Source organism: Salipiger marinus, assembly GCF_900100085.1.
Lineage (GTDB): Bacteria > Pseudomonadota > Alphaproteobacteria > Rhodobacterales > Rhodobacteraceae > Salipiger > Salipiger marinus.
Genome location: NZ_FNEJ01000037.1, coordinates 1 through 17,264, shown reverse-complemented (window position 1 = coordinate 17,264; position 17,264 = coordinate 1). Strand labels below are relative to the sequence as shown.

17 protein-coding genes are annotated in these 17,264 nt (G+C 62.0%); 11 read left to right on the top strand and 6 right to left on the bottom strand.

Annotation, left to right across the window (positions count from 1 at the left end; genetic code table 11):
- Positions 1-230: 230 nt before the first annotated feature.
- Together BLR51_RS25060 and BLR51_RS25055 are read left to right on the top strand one after the other, a co-directional pair.
- Entirely contained in the window at positions 231-836 is a 606-nt protein-coding gene (locus tag BLR51_RS25060; protein WP_089852103.1) for a recombinase family protein, read from the top strand.
- Positions 811-3,096 (top strand): AAA family ATPase, encoded by a 2,286-nt coding sequence (locus BLR51_RS25055; RefSeq protein ID WP_089852101.1) that lies wholly within the window; start codon positions 811-813, stop codon positions 3,094-3,096. The genes BLR51_RS25060 and BLR51_RS25055 overlap by 26 nt, the downstream gene beginning before the upstream one ends.
- Positions 3,097-3,156: 60 nt before the next feature.
- On the opposite strand, the gene BLR51_RS25050 is transcribed toward BLR51_RS25055, so the two are convergent.
- Together BLR51_RS25050 and BLR51_RS25045 are read right to left on the bottom strand one after the other, a co-directional pair.
- Positions 3,157-4,212, bottom strand: a complete 1,056-nt coding sequence (locus tag BLR51_RS25050; protein ID WP_089852099.1) for a replication initiator protein A — start codon at positions 4,210-4,212, stop codon at positions 3,157-3,159.
- Positions 4,213-4,620: 408 nt separating this feature from the next.
- On the bottom strand, positions 4,621-4,989 hold the full coding sequence (locus BLR51_RS25045; RefSeq protein WP_089852124.1) for a hypothetical protein: 369 nt from the start codon (positions 4,987-4,989) through the stop codon (positions 4,621-4,623).
- A gap of 136 nt (positions 4,990-5,125) precedes the next feature.
- On the opposite strand from BLR51_RS25045, the gene BLR51_RS25040 reads away from it, so the two are divergent.
- The 6 genes from BLR51_RS25040 (at position 5,126) to BLR51_RS25015 (ending at position 12,053) form a co-directional block, all read left to right on the top strand.
- Positions 5,126-5,788, top strand: a complete 663-nt coding sequence (locus BLR51_RS25040) for an AAA family ATPase (protein WP_089852097.1) — start codon at positions 5,126-5,128, stop codon at positions 5,786-5,788.
- Positions 5,789-5,791: 3 nt separating this feature from the next.
- A complete protein-coding gene (locus tag BLR51_RS25035; protein WP_089852095.1) occupies positions 5,792-6,088 on the top strand; it encodes a hypothetical protein in 297 nt (98 codons plus the stop codon).
- Positions 6,089-6,144: 56 nt separating this feature from the next.
- Positions 6,145-6,624: a hypothetical protein gene (locus tag BLR51_RS25030; protein ID WP_089852093.1), complete on the top strand. Its 480-nt coding sequence runs from the start codon at positions 6,145-6,147 to the stop codon at positions 6,622-6,624.
- The gene (locus tag BLR51_RS25025) at positions 6,624-9,377 is read left to right on the top strand and encodes a type IV secretory system conjugative DNA transfer family protein (protein WP_207543694.1); all 2,754 of its coding nucleotides are present in this window, start codon (positions 6,624-6,626) and stop codon (positions 9,375-9,377) included. The genes BLR51_RS25030 and BLR51_RS25025 overlap by 1 nt, the downstream gene beginning before the upstream one ends.
- 720 nt (positions 9,378-10,097) lie before the next feature.
- Entirely contained in the window at positions 10,098-10,541 is a 444-nt protein-coding gene (locus BLR51_RS25020) for a plasmid mobilization protein (RefSeq protein ID WP_089852091.1), read from the top strand.
- 9 nt (positions 10,542-10,550) lie between these two features.
- Positions 10,551-12,053, top strand: coding sequence for a relaxase/mobilization nuclease domain-containing protein (locus BLR51_RS25015; RefSeq protein WP_089852089.1), 1,503 nt, complete (start codon positions 10,551-10,553; stop codon positions 12,051-12,053).
- A gap of 345 nt (positions 12,054-12,398) precedes the next feature.
- Here the strand turns inward: BLR51_RS25015 and BLR51_RS25010 are convergent, their stop codons facing one another.
- Positions 12,399-12,587, bottom strand: coding sequence for a hypothetical protein (locus BLR51_RS25010; protein WP_089852087.1), 189 nt, complete (start codon positions 12,585-12,587; stop codon positions 12,399-12,401).
- A gap of 245 nt (positions 12,588-12,832) precedes the next feature.
- Positions 12,833-13,102 carry a hypothetical protein gene (locus BLR51_RS25005; protein ID WP_207543693.1) on the bottom strand — a complete coding sequence of 90 codons (270 nt, stop codon included), beginning with the start codon at positions 13,100-13,102 and terminating at the stop codon, positions 12,833-12,835.
- 107 nt (positions 13,103-13,209) lie between these two features.
- On the opposite strand from BLR51_RS25005, the gene BLR51_RS25000 reads away from it, so the two are divergent.
- Complete coding sequence (locus BLR51_RS25000; RefSeq protein WP_089852083.1) at positions 13,210-13,536, top strand: hypothetical protein; 327 nt, start codon at positions 13,210-13,212, stop codon at positions 13,534-13,536.
- A 53-nt stretch (positions 13,537-13,589) separates the two neighbouring features.
- On the opposite strand, the gene BLR51_RS24995 is transcribed toward BLR51_RS25000, so the two are convergent.
- Positions 13,590-14,192: a helix-turn-helix domain-containing protein gene (locus tag BLR51_RS24995; protein ID WP_131821882.1), complete on the bottom strand. Its 603-nt coding sequence runs from the start codon at positions 14,190-14,192 to the stop codon at positions 13,590-13,592.
- A 90-nt stretch (positions 14,193-14,282) separates the two neighbouring features.
- Positions 14,283-15,422: a porin gene (locus tag BLR51_RS24990; RefSeq protein ID WP_089852079.1), complete on the bottom strand. Its 1,140-nt coding sequence runs from the start codon at positions 15,420-15,422 to the stop codon at positions 14,283-14,285.
- A 583-nt stretch (positions 15,423-16,005) separates the two neighbouring features.
- Between BLR51_RS24990 and BLR51_RS24985 the strand changes: the two genes are divergently transcribed.
- Positions 16,006-16,902 carry an ArdC family protein gene (locus BLR51_RS24985; protein WP_089852077.1) on the top strand — a complete coding sequence of 299 codons (897 nt, stop codon included), beginning with the start codon at positions 16,006-16,008 and terminating at the stop codon, positions 16,900-16,902.
- A gap of 108 nt (positions 16,903-17,010) precedes the next feature.
- Positions 17,011-17,264 (top strand): BrnT family toxin (locus BLR51_RS24980; RefSeq protein WP_089852075.1); only part of this gene is annotated, 254 nt, incomplete at its 3' end.

The following is a 17,264-nucleotide window of genomic DNA, read 5'->3' as shown; positions in this document are numbered from 1 at the left end:
CCGCCTGTCACGACTCTAGCAAAAAGAAATCCGTTTGGGATTCCCGAATCTTATCAAGCCCTGAGGGGTTAGCTCTAGCCAGCCATGTATCGCAAAAACGGTCGTTTATGAGAGAAGTGTGACGGACGGCCACCGGTCCCGCCGCCACGAGCGCCCATGTCTCTCAAAACTATCTCTTGAAATTTATCTCTCATTTTCCTAGTAGTGAGATGAGTTTTAAGAGGTTTTGCATGCTTGTCGGCTATGCCCGCGTCTCGACACAGGACCAGAATCCCAACTTGCAGTCCGACGCGCTCAAGGCGGCGGGCTGTGAAAAGATATTCGTCGAGAAGGCATCCGGCGCGCAGCGAGAGCGGCCTGATCTGACTGCCGCCCTGTCCTACATGCGCGAAGGCGATAGCCTTGTGGTCTGGAAGCTCGACCGCCTGGCCCGCTCCCTGCCCCAGCTCATCGAGACCGTCGCCCGGCTTGAGGCCCAGGGCATCGGCTTCCGATCCTTGACCGAGGCAATCGACACCACGACCGCCGGGGGCAAGCTCGTTTTTCACATCTTCGGGGCACTGGCCGAGTTCGAGCGTTCCGTGATCCGCGAGCGCACCCGCGCCGGCCTGAAGGCCGCGCGCGACCGTGGCCGCACCGGCGGCAGGCCCCCTGCCCTCTCTCCCGCAGACTTGGCTGCGGCGAAAGCCATGCTGGGCGATCCCGCGATTACAGTGGACGAAGTGGCCAAACGGCTGAAAGTCTCCCCGGCAACGCTCTACCGACATTTGCCGGGTGGTCGAAGCAGTCTCGATAAATCGGGGGGGAACAATGCTCAAAAAGATCATCGCGATTAAGAACGTCGGCCGGTTCCGAAACTCGGCCGCCACCGGCAATCCGCAGCTTGCCAAACACACCTTCATCGCCGGAGCGAATGGCTACGGCAAGACAACGCTCTGCGCCGTCCTGCGCTCCCTGCAAACCGGCGATCCTGCCCATATTCTTGGCCGCAAGACCCTTGGCGCGACGGATGCGCCGGCGATCGAGTTGCTGCTGGAAGGCGGGCAAGCCCGCTTCGACGGCACCGCGTGGAATGCGACCAAGCCGGAAATCGCCATCTTCGACGGCGTGTTTGTCGCGGAGAACGTCCATTCCGGCGAGGTCGTGGACATCGAGCACAAGCGCAACCTCTATCGTGTCATCGTGGGCGATGCCGGCGTGACGCTCGCCGGGCAGGATGCCGAACTGGCTGCGGAAAGCCGGGCCAAGACTGGCGAGATCAGCACGGCGGGCAAGGCGGTTCAGCCACATGTGCCGGCTGGCATGAAGATCGACACCTTCATTGCCCTGCCGGAGACGGCCGACATTGCGGCGCAGATCGCGGCGCAAGCACGCGCCGTGGACGCGCTCCGGCAGGCCGGGGCACTACGTGCCCGTCCTTCCCTTTCGGAATTTGTCATTCCGGCCCTGCCGGCTGATTTATCCGATCTGTTGACCCGCACCATCGACGACATTGCGCAGGATGCGGAGCGAAGGCTGTCGGCGCACCTGGCCGCGCATGGCATGACGGCCAGTGGCGGAAACTGGATCGCGGACGGCCTCGGACATGCCGATGATACCTGCCCCTTCTGCGGCCAGGATATTCGGGGCCTTCCGCTGATCGCCGCGTTCCGGGCGGTGTTCAGCGAGCGATACAAGGCCCTGGCTGAAGAGATCGCCAGCATGAAAGCCAGTATCGCGCGGGACATGGGCGATGCCGCCCTGGCCCGCCTTGGCACCGTCGCGGAGCAGAACAACGGAAATGTCGAGTTCTGGCAGAAATACTGCACGATCGAGACCCCTGCCCTCACCTTGCCGGCCGAGGCGGTGGAGGCGATCCGCACGCTGGCCGTTGCAGCCATAGGGCTTCTCGATCGCAAAGCGGCCGTGCCGCTCGAACCGATCACGCCGGATGAAGGCTTCACGGCCGCTCGCGGGGCCTATGACAGCGCCACCGCCGCCATCGCGACCGCGAATACCGCAATCCGCACCGCGAATGCCGTCATTGCCGACAAGAAGGCGGCTGCCGATGCAGGCGACCTCAAGGCCGCCGAGGCCGAGCTGGCCCGTCTGACCGCAATCCAGACTCGCCACCGCGCGGACGTGTCCGATCTTTGCGCCACCTATACGAAGCTCTCCGGCGAAAAGGAGACCATCGAGGCGCGCAAGGAGGCGGTCAGAAAGCAGCTCGACGCACACACCAAAACCGTGGTGAAGCCCTACGAGCGGCGCATCAACGACTATCTGGCCGCGTTCAACGCCGGGTTCACCATCACCGAGACCAAGCACGCCTACCCGGGAGGCGTGGCCACATCGAGCTATCAGCTCGTCATCAATGAGACGGCTGTGGACCTTGGCGACAGCAAGACACCGGGAGATCGGCCGAGTTTCAAGAACACTCTCAGCGCCGGCGATCGCACCACCCTCGCCCTCGCCTTTTTCCTTGCCCATCTGGAACGTGATCCGGCGGCGGCCGGCAAGCTCGTCGTCTTTGACGATCCCTTCAATAGCCAGGACGCTTTCCGTCGCCGGCAGACCGTGCATGAGATCATGAAGGTGGCGGGGGCATGCGCCCAGGTAATCGTGCTTTCGCATGATGCCACCTTCCTCAAGCAGGTCTGGGATAAATCGCCGGCGGCCGATCGCATCGCTCTGACGATTGCCGATCACCGGGCTCAGGGCTCAAAGATCATGCCGGTGGACCTGGAACACGCCTGCCGGGGTCGGACGGCCACAGACATTGACGACCTCCAAACCTATCTGACGACCGGCGCGGGCGGCTTGCTGGATATTGTCCGCAAAATGCGTGTCGTCCTCGAAACCCATTGCCGCACAACCTATCCCGGCAGCTTCCTCGCGAATGATTGGTTGGGCGACATGGTACGGAAGATACGCGAGGGCGGTGCCACGCATCCCGCACAGGCGCTCTATGACGAGATGGACCAGATCAACGGCTACACGAGCCAGTATCATCATGGAGAGGACATGACTGACGCAACGCCGGATCAGATCGACCCGAGCGAGCTGACCGGCTTTACACGGCGCACCCTGCGCATCGCCAACGCCCTTCAGGCCTGAGCTTTGGCCTGCGGCCAGCGCCTAAAGCGTTCGATCGTGCACTTGTGCACAGGTGCACGATCACGGCCTGCCCCGCTTGTCAAACCAGCTCTTGGCGAACTTCACGAAATGCCGCTCTGGATGTTTGGGCACAATTTCGTTGTCCCCGAGCCAGCTTCGCCATTCCTGTTCCAGGTAATAAGGGTCCCAACCCGGCGCGACATTACGAACATCACCATAGACATCGCTATCGACCCGGCCGGTCCACGGCTCCGAACCCTCAATCGCTGCCTTCATTGTGCCCCGGTTCTGGAACGTCACCATATCCGTCGTGCCATCCAGGGTGACGTGATAGTCGGGCAGGTGATCGCTCTGCGCCAGCCCTCTGACGGCCCGCCGGAATTCCTTGTCTGACGACCTTGATCCTGACTTCTTCAGCAGGACCTCCAGGGACACTTTCCATGACGTTTGCTGGCCGCAGTGTTTGCGGGCCAGCTCGTAGATGCGGCGCTCGATCGGCTTGCGCAGGCGGAAGTAGTCCCGGTGCAGCGTCAGAACCTCGTTATGCCGGATCGCGTTGAAAACCCAATCCGACAACGTGATCTCGCAGGAGAGCAAGCGACCGTCGAGGCCGTGCTTGCGGCGGATCGAGGATGAGTCGATCAGACCGAAAGTGTCTGTCTGCTCTTCGTCGCCCGTCCGGATGTTGGTCGAGATCGTCGTGCCGCGAATCCGCTCCAAGGCTTCCTGAAGCGCCGTGTAGTCCTTCCCTGCCGTGCCGCGATTGGCAAAGATCAGCAGGTCCCGCGTGTTGAGACGCACCCGCTTGGACACAGGCTCGCCGTTCTTCAGCTTCGCCATGATCTGCGAAATACAGTAGATCAGGATGTCCTTATCGTAGATCGTCGCCAAACCCTTCACGCTTGGCGTGACCTGGATCCATTGGCCGTTGTGCTCGTAGCGCCGAATATTCTTCTCCGGCTTCTTCGACAGCGAATAGAACGGGTGCTCCATCTGCGGCATCACGTCCTTCAGGACCGCATCAGCCACATCGCAGATGAACAGGTCATGCTGCGGGTGGCGATCCGGCAGGAGCGCGTCTTGGGGACTCGGCAGATTCGGGGTTTCAGACACCATGCGTCATATTCGGGGTTTTGCCCACCTACGTCAAGAAATTCGGGGTTTCACCCACCTACCATCGTATGCAGCCGCCTTCTGACACCTTCGATCAAATTGGCTTCGGGGTTTCGCCCACCACCCGCTAGATTCGGGGTTTCAGACACCAAAGTTCGGGGTTTCACCCACCGTCGTTCGGGGTTTCACCCACCGACTCTGCAAAATGCCAGTCGATTCAACAGGATGATTCAAGGGCTTAGTGTGTTCCCAGAATCCCTTAACACAGATTCTAACACCCATTTAACACCCTCCCTTGCGACTACACCCTGTGGATAAGTTCTGGTAAGACCACCGAACAGACCTCAACCGGTGTGCATGCAGCGGCGTTAAAGGCTTGGCAGTGAAAAGGGAAATCGGCCAGGTCGCGCCCTACCGGTTCAGGAAGCGCGAGCGGCTGACGATCGCAGTCCTCGCCTCTTCCTCCGACCATAGCAGGCGCTCGACCTTTCCCCGTCCGATCTTGCCTCGTTGCCGGCGGATGATTTCGTCCTTGCCATAGGCAGGGATCGGCTTCCACCAGTCCGGGAACGGTTCAACAACACAGGCAGCGACAGACACATGCACCCATCCGTTCCGGTCGATCTTCTGGACTTGTCCTGTCACCGTCCGACGACCAATCATGACCGGCGCTTTTCGAGGTTTACGCCGTGCCGTGCGACCGGACGGCTTCCAGACCGGCTCTGACCAACGAATAACATCCGCCTCGATCAGTTCCTTGCCACATTCCACCCATACCATGCTCCCCCCAATCATGATGTGCCATTGTGCACAAGTGCACGTCTGCACTATTCCGTTGACGGCACCCCACTCCTTTGATATTGATCTAATTTGCAATTGTGCACAAGTGCAGGATTGCAGAAGGGAAACGGTGCACATGAAAACAATCGCTATCGCCATGCAAAAGGGAGGCGTTGGGAAATCGACCCTTACCCGCTCCCTTGCAGTGGCTGCCACGGATGCGGGGCTGAACGTGCTCGTCCTCGATATGGATGCCCAACAATCCACGGCCCAATGGGCGGAACGCAGAAGTGCCGAACTGCCCCTGGTGCGCTTCGTCACTGAAATAGACCTGCCGAAAGTCCTGAAGCAGGCGGATGAAGCCGGTTGCGACCTCGTGCTCATCGACACGCCCCCTGCGCGCAGCACGGAAGCACCGGCAGCTGTTGAATTTGCTGATCTGGTGCTGGTGCCCTGTTCGCCAGACATCGAGGCATATGAACAGCTCCCCCGCACGGCGCGCCTGGCGAGAACAACGGGAAAGCCTGCTGCCGCTGTCCTCACCCTCGCCCAGCCCAACAGCCGCACTGAAGAAGAAATCACGCGCGAAATCTTCGCCAACCTTCATCTGCCAATGGCCCCCGCCGTCATCCACCGCTTCAAAGTCCACCGCGATGCGAGCCGCGAAGGGCTGAGTGCCCAGGAACTGGAGCCCGAGAGCAAAGCCGCACAGGAAATTGCAGCGCTCTGGTCATGGGTTTGTGCAGAATTGCAATTGGACACAAGTGCACCTGTGCACAAGAAGAAAGCAAGGGTATAAGTCATGGCCAAAAAGCCGACCGCTGCCGCGTTCCTGAAAAATATGTCCCTGGCGGAAGACGATACCCCTGGGGCCACGCCCGAAACTGCGCCTGCCAAAGCCACCGCGCCGAAAATCAAGCCTGCCGCAAAGGGCAGGGCGGGTCTCAAGCATATTGGCGGGTACTTTGACCGTGAGACCGTCGAACAGGTTGCTATTCTGCGGGCTCGTCTCGACCTAGACAACTCGCAGCTTATCAAGAAAGCCATTGAAGACCTTTACCAGCGTGAATTGGCCGCCCGGAAATTTGGCGACCGCTAGGACGCGACGTGCGCGAATGCAAAATTGCACATGTGCACAATCGAAAAGGCACGAGGATGAAAGAGCCCGAATCTCTGCCGCCAGAGGAACAGTCGGCGCTTGATGCCTGGGAAAGCGGGCAGGGGGCTCGCATCTCTGACAGGTCCGACCCGGCTTCGCGGGCGCTCCTGTCCCGCTTCCTGGCTCACCCGGAACTGACGGCGCTGGCGGCGCTGACCGACACGGCCCACAGCGATGATACGGAAGAATCCTACACCATCCCCGCCGCACGGGGGCTGATCCGCCTGCTGGAACACATCGAGCGCCTTGACGCGGCCGCCGCAGGCCGCAGTCCCGCCACGACACCGGCCTTGCTGGCCCGGATCATCGACAATTATTTGCAAGGCTTGCTGCACGGGCTTGCGACGGACCCGACCGCGCATCCGCATTACGCGCGGCTGTGGAACAGGTTTTGTGCCGAGGCCGGTGAGCCAGGCGCGGCCATTCCCGATAAACATCCCCCTGCGGTGCCGCAGGAAGAGAGCGGACCGTTCTGATGCCCGCTGCGCGGCGACGGGTGCCGCTCTTGCTCCGCGTATTGCTCTTGCTCGGGGCGATTCTGTTGCCGCCCGCCGCCTTGATCGCAGCGGCGGCAACTCCCGTGCTGGCTTTCCGGCACCGCCGACGCGGTGCGGAAGCGCCACCGGGGGCTTTCTTCTTTCCGGCACTGGCAGCGGGCTTCGTCCTGATGCTGGTCTTTGCCGGCACGGTCGTCGTGATCGAGATCCGCATGGACGCGACACTCGGCGTGCCGCATGCCCTTGGCGCATCCATTGTGGCCGTGCTGGGCGCGGCGCTGGTGCTGCGGGGCATGACCGCTTGCACCTGGCAGCAGGCGGCCCTTGATGCGGGCTTGTCTGTCCTGCCCGCGTTCTGGCTCTGGGCGGGGTTTCTGGCGATCGACTACTTCTTCGGGAGTGCCCCGGCGCTCCGGGTGCCACTCTGGCAATGGCTGACCGGGTCCGGTGTAGTCGCAGCCCTTCTATGCCTGCCCGCAGGTGCACTCTATGGCCTTGCGGTGCGCCTGACCGGGCACCGCCCCTTTTGGGAGAGCGCGGGCACGGCCGCGCGCGCTGTTTTCCTTGCCGCCGCCGTTATGGCGGAGGTCTATTATCTGTTCGAGCCCGGCGGGGTTTGGCTCGCGGCCGTGGTGGGCCTGCCGTCCCAGGGTAGTGGGGCGCTCGGCGGGGGGGTGGGATTCCTGCTGCTGCAAGCACCGGGTCTGCTGTTTTGCTGGCTGGCACTTGGCTGGACGGCCGATCCCGCCGCGCCGGGACCGCGCCTTTTGGAAAGCCTCGGCTTGCTGGTCCTCGGCAATACCCTGTTCTTTGGCGGCATCCTGATGCTTGCTGTGGCTTCGCCTGACCTCCTGGTCGCCGTGGTGGGTATCCTGTCCTATGCCGTGCCGCTGCTGGGCATCGGCCTGCTGGTCTATCTGCGCGGGCGGCGCGCGATCTCTGAAGGGAACCGGCCGCTCTCTGACAACTACGGCACCGCCGCCTTTGAAGGCATGCAGATCACGCCGCCGCAGCCGGACTGGCTGCACAGGGGCATTTTTCTGGGCAAGAGCAGCCATCCGGACGCGAACGCCGTGCCGCTCGACCAGCAGCCCGGTATCCCGATCTGCACCACACCCGAGAACCATACGCTGATCGTGGCCCGTACCCGCACGGGCAAGGGCACCCGCGTCATCATCCCGACCCTGCTGCGCTATGCGGGGTCGATGGTGGTGATCGACCCGAAAGGGGAGAATGCCGCCGTGACAGCGCGGCCGCGCCTCTTTGCCAAGGTCACGGACAAGGTGCATGTCATCAACCCGTGGGGCGAACTCGCGAAGGCGTATGCGCAGGCGGGCATCCCGCAGGACACCTTCAATCCGCTCGACATGCTGGATCGGGGCGACCCCAATGCCGTCGCGATCGCGCAAGGGCTCGCAGCGGCGGTCTGTCCGTCCAGCCCCGGCGACAAGGACAGCTTTTGGCAGGGGAGCGCGGCGAATGTGCTCGCCGCCGTGCTGCTCTGGATCACGGATCAGCCGGGGGAGACCAAGACGCTCGCCCGCGCCCGCGAGATCGTTAGCCTGAGCCGCAAAGATTTTACCGACCGGTTTCTGGTGCCAATGGCGGCAAGCTCAGCCTTTGGCGGAGCCATCCGCGAGTTGATCAGCCCCTATCTGGACCTTGCCGATGACACCTATTCCGGCATCATCGCCAATCTGTCGGAGAACACCAAGTTTCTTTCCGATCCGCAGGTGAAGGCCGCCACGGCGACCTCCACCTTTGCGTTGACAGACCTGATCCACGAACGGCGGACGGTCTATCTGGTGATCCCGCCAGACAGGATCGACACACAGCGGACCTGGCTGCGGTTGATGCTCGCTGCCGTCAGCCAGACCTACCGCCGCGCCGCCCGCAACAGTTCGGCAGGATTGTCGCACCGCTGCCTGATTCTGATCGACGAGTTTCCCGCGCTCGGGAAGATTACCGACATGCCCGGTGATCTTGCCACGATGGCGGGCTATGGCGTGGACTACGCGCTGGTGGTGCAGGGCATCGACCAGCTCCGCGACCTCTACGGCAAGGCGGCGGGCACGATCCTCTCCAACTGTGCCTATAAGTGGTTTTGCAACGTCAACGACCTGGAAAGCGCGAAGTACCTTTCCGAGACGCTGGGCAAGAAAACGGTGCAGACCGTAGGCCGCAGCGAGCGGGAGGGGCAGGACGGTGAAAGCCTCAATTACGGCGAGACCGCCCGCCTGCTGCTGGCCCCCGATGAAATCCTGAACCTCGGCCGCGAGACCGCGATTGTGACGCATCCGGGCGGCAACCCCCATTACCTGCGCCCGATCGACTATTGGAACCTGCAAGCGGCCTTCCCGCAGCTTCAGGCCCGCTATTCCCACACCTATTGGGACCCGCCGCTGGTCTATGATCCGAATCCCTATCATGCCCGCAAGCAGCAGGGTGCTGGACAGCAGCAAGGGGCGAAACAGGAGCAGGGCAACGGGCAGGACAAGGACACTGGCCAGCAACAGCGGCGGAAAGCCGAGGCCCCCGCCAACGGCCGCATGAGCCGGGCGGAGGCGCTGTCCATCCTTGGCCTGAGGGATGACGCGAGCGAAGCGGACATTCGCGCGGCCTACAAACGGCTGATCCAGAAACTGCACCCAGACACAGGGGGCAGTGACTGGATCGCCCGCAACCTCAATGCCGCCCGCGACACGCTTCTGCCGAAGAAGGCGCGGCGATGAAAGTGACGGTGGGGCAGGGCAGTCTGTGGTATAATATCCGCGACCTATCGCCCCCGACTCGATGGCTGCCGTGTGGTACGACCGGGGCGCATACGATGGTCATCACCGGCAGGAATTGTCCTGCTGCATGCGATGCTACCCCACAGCCCTGCACGTTTCGTGCTATCCTAAGTTGTGAGTTAAGAGGCTGTGCAAGCCATGTACGGACTAACCGTCCGTCCCCGCGCCCAAGAGGCGCTGGCTTGGCAAGGGTGGCGCTTCGCCCTCCCGTTGCATCCCTCCCGAGCAGGGGTTTCACACCCCATGCACCCGTGCGGGGAGCCTTCGTGCTCCCTGCGACCCATGACGGAGGCTTGGCCTCTCGACACCATCCGGGGGCGTTCCTGCCCCTGGAAACCCTGACCGGGGCTTTGCCCTCGGCACCCACCAAGGCGTGTCACCCTTGGAACCAGACGAGGGCTATCGCGCCCCTCGACCACTCGCCGGAACTTTCGCATCCCGGCACCCACGACCAGAGCTTTCGCGCTCTGGACTTCGAGCAGGGACCTTCGAGCCCCTGCACCCTGACGAGGGGATGCGTCCCCTCGACCACGCGCAGGACACGCTGTTCCTGCACCTCAGCCGGGTTTTCGGCCCGGCACCGACCACAACGGAATGGCTGGCCACGCCAGCAATCCGCAAAGGAGAGACACGAGACCCACGCAGCCAGAGGGGGAGGGCATGGCGGATGATGATGTGAGTGGCCCCGCGCCGAAACGCCGGAAGTCCGAGACCCGGCAGCGCACCGAGTTGGTTTTCGCCCGCCTCACGCCGGAGGAAAAGGCGCGCTTTGTCGATCGGGCGGACGCGGCCGGCCTGACGACCGCTGCCTTCCTGCGGGCGGCCGCCATCAAAGATGCCGGACCACGCGCACAGAAGAAGCTTCCCGCCGATGCGCAGGCCCTGCGCGAGGTGATCGGACACCTCGGGAAGATCGGCAGCAACCTCAACCAGATCGCCCGCTATCTGCATACCGGCGGCACCGCCGCCGTATTGCTGGACGACATTCGGGACATTCTGGCCGATCACGCCCGTCTCCGCGACCGCCTCTATGAGGCGCTTGGCAAAACGCCTGATCAAGCGCCGCCCGCCGATCCCACCAAACCCAAACCTCCGAAACGGTAAGGCGCGGCGATGATCATCAAGGGCGGATCACGGGGCGGACCAGGGCAGCTTGCCGCTCATCTTCAGCGCACCGACACGAACGAGCGCGTCGAGGTCCTGGAACTGCACGCTGGCACCGATGACCTCGCCGCGACACTCCGCGATTGGCAGGTTCTTTCCGAGGCGACGCGCGGCACCAAGGGCCTCTACCACGCCAATATCGACCCCGACGCGCGCTATGACATGACTGCCGCCCAGTGGATGCGGGCCGTGGACGTGCTGGAAAAGGAATTGGGCCTGACCGGCCAGCCCCGCGCCGTGGTGATGCACGAAAAGAAAGGTCGCCAGCACATCCATGTCGTCTGGCAGCGCACCGATCTTGAAACCATGACGCTCCGCGAAGACGGTTTCAACTATCTGGCCCATGAACGCGCCAGCCAGCGGATGGAGCGGGAATTCGGGCATGAGTCCGTGCCCGGCAAGCACGCCAAACGCGACCGCGAGAAACAGCCCGAATTCCCCCGCGCGGAAATCAGTCATGCCGAATGGCAGCAGGCCGAACGGGCCGCGCTCTCTGTTGCCGACCGGCGGGCGCAGCTCGCCGACATCAGGGAATCCTGTGACGGTGGTACGGCCTTCAGGGCAGCCGTGGGAGACGCGGGCTATGTGCTCGCCCAGGGCGACCGGCGGGACTTCGTGCTGGTGACGGCGGAAGGGTCCGTGCTCAGCCTTGGCCGCGAGCTAAAAATGAAAGCCGCCGAAGTGCGGGCTTTCATGGCGGACGTGGACCTTGCCGTGCTGCCGGCCGCCGCCGAGGCCCGTGCGGCGCAGAAGGCGCGCCAGGAAGCACCCGCCCCGGATTCTGTGCCAGACATCCCGCCGCCGGCGGAAAAGCCGATTGTGCCGGAACAGGCACCGGACCTGCCCGAGGACCTGGCTCCCGCGCCCGAGGCGCAAAAGCCGGCTCTCGATCCCGCCGCTCTTGATCCCGTGGTGGCGCGGGCGCTCGACGAGCGCCAGCGACGCGAAGCGGCGAAGCTGGCTGAATGGCACGCGGCCGAGGCCCGCCAGCTCGATCATGTGCTGTCGTTGGAAATGCAGGAGAAGCTGGACCACCAGGCCGCGCTGCACGCCGCCGCGCAGGACCGCTTGCGGCGGGAGCAGCAAACCACGGGCATCGACCGTTTCATGGATGCCCTGCAAAACCGCCTGAATCCCGGTCGCGGGGCCGAGGCCGCCGCCGCCCGAAAGGATGCCTGGCGGCATCTGCGCGCCCGTCAGGCGCAGGAGGCGCGCGATATGGAGCGGCTGTTGGAACAGACGCGCGCTGAGCAGATGGATGAATTGCGCGAACGTCACGCGCAGCAGCAGCGCGAACAGGCGGCCGCGTTCGAGGCCGAGCGGCAGCGCTATGCCCAGGACACGCAGCGCGCGGCGGCGCTGCGTGCGCGGATCGAGGAAGAGCGCCGCTTGCAAGAAGAGGTGCGCCAGCAGGGCAGGGGGGCGGATGGTCCGCCTGGCCGGACAAAGTAAGCGGCTCGCTGTTCTTGCAACCAGAACCGGGCCGCGCAGGGGGACAACAGGTTGCCAAGGACGAGGCCGAAGACGACCTGGACGCGCCACCGGAGATGACCCCGGGCTTCCTGCCGATGTTCCGCCGCGTGGTTTCCCGCTTCCTGAAGCCTGCTAAACGGCGCAAGAAGCGCCGCAAACGGCGGGGGCTGCGGGCGCTCCTATCGCGCTTCATGGCTCCCTCGCGGTTTATGCGCCCACCTGATGCGCCGCGCACGGTGCAGCAGGTGCTCCCGGCAGAGCCGCCGCCGTTGACACCGACGTTCAGAAAAAAGTCTGGGCCACGGCTATAGCCCGGGGCGGGGATCACATCCCCGGCCCCTTCAAACGGCGGCGGATGATCGCCTGGTTGATGTTTTCAAGAGAGGCAAGGGCGTTGGCGCGCTGTGTCGTGGTCGCGGTTGTCCGGTGCAAGAAGCGGCTGACGCACAGGAATTTCGAATGCAGGACGGCTTCGGGCTGTTGATCGAGTTCGGCGGCGGTGATGAGGCGCATGGCGTGTCTCCTGTCTGGCGAGGCCGCAACCATCACGGCCTTTCTGCCCCGTCATCGGCAGAGGCTGCCGGCTGCGCACCGTTCCGGCCGTAACAGCGTGAAGGAGCCCGACGAGGGCTTGCGCCGCCTAAAGGCAGCTTCTGCCAGGGTGCAGGATCAAAAGGACTGTGTGGGGGGCTTTGCCGGCGGGAGACATCCGCCGCCGGTATCACGCCGAACGATCGGCGGGCCGTGCCTGCCTGTCGTCAGAAGAGAAGCTGTTGCCGCAGGTTCGCCTGCGAGACGCTGTGGTTCTGCACGTAGACCTCCGCCCGCGTCCCCTTGGAGACGTTCACATAGACCTCGGACCCGAGGCCGTAACCATTCCGCCAGGTGATCGCATCGCCCGGCTCAAGGTCCCAGTCTTCGAGCAGTTCGATGATGGTATAGCCGTCATCTTCCGTCGCGATCGCAACCATGCCCCTTACGGGATTCATGGCCGCAACCGTGCCTGATCGCTTGTCGCTATGGGGCATGGCGGTTCCCCCGTTTCTGTTGTTTGATAATATTCATTCTGGAAAATCAGACAGAAAACAATATTAAAATCAACGATGTTGGTGCTCTGGCATTAGGAAGGAGCTTCATGGACGATGAACCGCTGCCATATCACGCCCGGTTCCTGGATCACGGCAAGGACATCGCGCCGGAAGATGCGGGCTTCGATCCGGCGCTGAAGAAGATACTCGCCGATCTCTACGACCGCCAGCGGATGGAATCCCTGCGCCTTTACAACAACACGGCGCGGCCGGCGCACGAAATTGACGTAGATATGGCCGCGCTCGACATCGCGCACGAAGAAGAGCGGGATCGCTATATCCGCGATTATCAAGAGGCCAATGAACTTCGGCGCGTGCGGGCCGAAGATCGGCAAGCACAGGCGCAGGATCAGGACCGTAAGTTGACCCGGTAAATGCGCACACGACTAGCTTTGGTGCAGACGTGCACACGTGCACAAATGCACAGTCAAGGCCGAATGTGCAGTACCGGCGTGGCGGCCGCGATTTCTACCTCGGCATATGGTCTCTTGGTGAAGAGCGGCAGAAGATCGAAGCGCCCGATCCGCAAGGAGGGCCGCACAAATCGGATCATCTCGTCCCCGTCTTCGAGCCGGACCACGCAAAGACGGCTCACGGCATCAGCTGAGACTCCTTGCGCCTCGACGAAGCAGAACTGCCAGCCGCGCATGGGCGAGACGGCATCCGTACAAACCACGCTGACGGTGTTGAGCGGCAAATCGGGGAATGCCTGCATCGGCGGCGTGACGGGGCGCTGCGATCGGCGATCGATGTGCAGCCCATCATCCAACACCCCGACCACAGGGATCAGGCGCGTGGGCAGCTTCGTGCCGATCTTTTCCAGTACCAGCGCCACCGGCGCATCGAGTGCCTCGGAGATCAGAATGGCTTGCTCGATCCGCAGCGGTTGAAGGCCGCGCATCACGCGACTGAGGTTTGACGGGTTGATGTTCGACAGCACGGCGAGGCCGCGCAGCGAGAGCGACTTTTCCGCCATGCGCCGATCAAACCAAGCGCGATCCACCGGACGCGATTTTTTCTTCTTTTCCATGAGGAAAGCTCCAAAAAAGAAGGGCCGGAACACCGGTTCCAGCCCTTCCCTTTTCCGCTAATGAAGGTCGGGCGTAGTGCCCGAGGCTCATTAGAACTGGATGTCTGTACCCAGCGTAACTTGGGTGAACTCACCCTCTTCGCCAGCGCCCAGCAGGGTAGCGTTGGATGCTTCACCGAAGGCGACAGCACCACGGAAGGTCATGCCAGGGCCGAACTGATAGCCACCACCGATAGTGGTTTTGTAGCTGTCGATGTCCGGCGTAGCCGCGATTTCATCCGTGCGATCCAAGTAGGAAACGCCGACATGGTAAGGACCGTTGTCCCAGGCTGCGCCCAATACCCAAGTCGTGGTGTCAACGTCGCCGCCGACAACAAATGCGGTGACCGGGTTGTTTTCTTCATCGAGCCAGGAGCCGCCGAAGGAGAACTGGTTCCAGCCAAGGTTGAAGCCAACGTTCCAAGCTTCTGCATCACCAGCACCGGAAGCCAAGCCAACGGTCGCATCAGACGTTGAGTAACCTGCACCAAAGGACAGACCAACGCCTTCGAATTCACCATCCCAACGTGCGGAAACTTCCCACAGGTCTTCATAGGAGCTCGGGCTAACCGTGTTCAGGACACCAACAGCGAGTTCAGCGCGCGGCGCGTAAGAAGCGGCAGCTTGGAACCCATTAAACTTCGGTGTCAGGTAGGTGAAGCGATCAACAGAAGTATCTGGGCTTGTTACAGCAGCAGCCGCAGCAACCGTCCCGTTGATATTTGCGGAAGGCGTGTTGCCGAATTGCGCGTGGTCGTAGTCCAGCGTGCCGAAGTCAAAGCTGTAGCCTTGGATCGTCGTGCGCAGACCGTCAACGTTGCTGTCTGCGGCAGGCGCGGCAACCTGAAGAAGGTAGGCAGCACCGTCTTCGTTACCGAAGTTAACGCGGCCCCAGCCGCCGGAGAAATAGGCATAGGATTCGTCGTTGTCGTTCTGGTTTTCGATGTCTTGCTCAACGTGCACGCCAACCGTCAGACCGTTGTCCAGAGTGGTTTCACCGGTGAAATGGATTTCGGTGTTCTTGCGGATAACGAAATTATCGTAGTCGGTACCAGCGGCTTCGTCTTCATCCACATAAACGCCGTAGCCGGAGAAGTGGCCACCGAGGTCCAATTTCAGTTCGGCTTGTGCGGGGGACGCGATCAGCGCCGTAGCAACGAGAGCCGTACCTGCGAGAAGTACTTTTTTCATTGTTGTTATTCCTCCAAATGTGATTTTCGCAAAAGCGAAAGTCCCTTTTTAATAAAAACCGACCCTCAAATAATTTCGGTCAGCACTTGGAGGTAAAATTACTATTCGCCTTTACTTTAGGTCAATAAAGCTGACCTAAATGCAATAATGATACTGCCCAATAGTTGCACTAATACAACGAAATGGAGAAAGTAATTCCATAATTCATTTATTCTTATTTACATATTTATTTAGCGCGTCCGGCTGAAGCCGCATTGGGCTCTAGGACAATGGTGTCCCCAAGCCGCCAGCGTCTTGGCCATCCGGTAACGATCCCGCGCGCCTTGGCTGACCCCTGGCCAGTTTTCAGGTGCGGCCGAGGCCGCGCACCCTCTTCCTGGCGGCTGTAGCCGCTTTTCGTTCGGGGCGTGCCGCCCCCTTGGCCGTCAAGACCAAGCCCCAAGGGGCGGAAAACGGGGGCCGTGTTGTCGCTGCGCTCCGGCCCGCGCCACCCCCCATTTTCCGGTCCTGACAGCCGTCCCCCGCTCATTGCCGCGTGGCTAGTCGGGTTGCATGCGCAACCCGTAGTCAAAGGAAAAAGGCAATGAAACAAGATGTTTATGAGAGAGTGACCAACGCCATTCTGGCCGATCTGGAAAAGGGCGTGCGCCCTTGGTTCAAGCCGTGGAATGCCGAACATGCCGCAGGCCGGATCACCCGCCCCTTGCGGGCAAACGGACAGTCATATCGCGGGATCAATGTCCTGATGCTCTGGGGCGCGGCTTGCGAACGTGGTTACGCCGCGCCGATCTGGATGACCTATAAGCAGGCGCAGGAGCTGGGCGGGCACGTCCGCAAAGGCGAAAAGGGCAATCTGGTCGTGTATGCCAACACGATCACCAAGACCGAAACCGACGAGAGCGGCGCAGAACAGGAGCGGGATATTCCATTCATGAAGGGCTATACCGTGTTCAACGTCGAGCAGGTCGAGGGTTTACCGGCCCATTTCTACGCTTTGGCCGAGCGTCCCGCCGATCCTGTGGCGCGCATCGAGGCCGCCGAGCGGTTCTTTGCCGCGACCGGTGCCGACATCCGCCACGGCGGTAATCAGGCTTTCTACAGTCCCGCCGAGGATCGGATTCAGATGCCGCCCTTTGAAGCCTTCCGCGAGGCCGAGGCATACTATGCGACCTTGGCGCATGAAATGACCCACTGGACGAAGGGCAAGGGCCGTCTCGATCGTGATTTTGGCCGCAAACGCTTTGGCGATGCAGGCTATGCGATGGAGGAACTGGTGGCCGAACTGGGCGCGGCCTTCGTCTGCGCCGATCTGGCAATCAGTCCCGAGCCCCGCGCCGAGCATGCCGCCTATATCGACCACTGGCTGAAGGTGCTGAAGACCGATAAACGCGCCATCTTCAGCGCCGCCGCTCACGCGCAACGCGCCGCCGATTATCTGGGCGGCTTGCAACCCGTTGAAGAACAAGAGGTGACCGCCTGACGGGCGGTCACCAAGACTTCTTTTCCCACCCGACCCACCCTGTTTGAAGAATGCCCTGCGGGCACATTGTGATTGACAAACGTATATACAAAACTATATCATATCTCTATGAGTGTCGCGATAGCAGGATTCGATTGGGATGAGGGCAACTGGCCGAAATGCGCCAAGCACGGCGTGTCCAAGGCCGAGATCGAGCATGTGCTGATGCATGGCCCGGCGGTTTTTCCGGATCGCGGACAGGCGACGGAAGAGCGGCTGAATGCCATCGGGCGCAATGCCGTTGGCCGCTATCTGTTTATCGTCTTCACCTTCCGGACGAAGGACGAGGACACGCTGATCCGCCCGATCAGTGCCCGTTACAT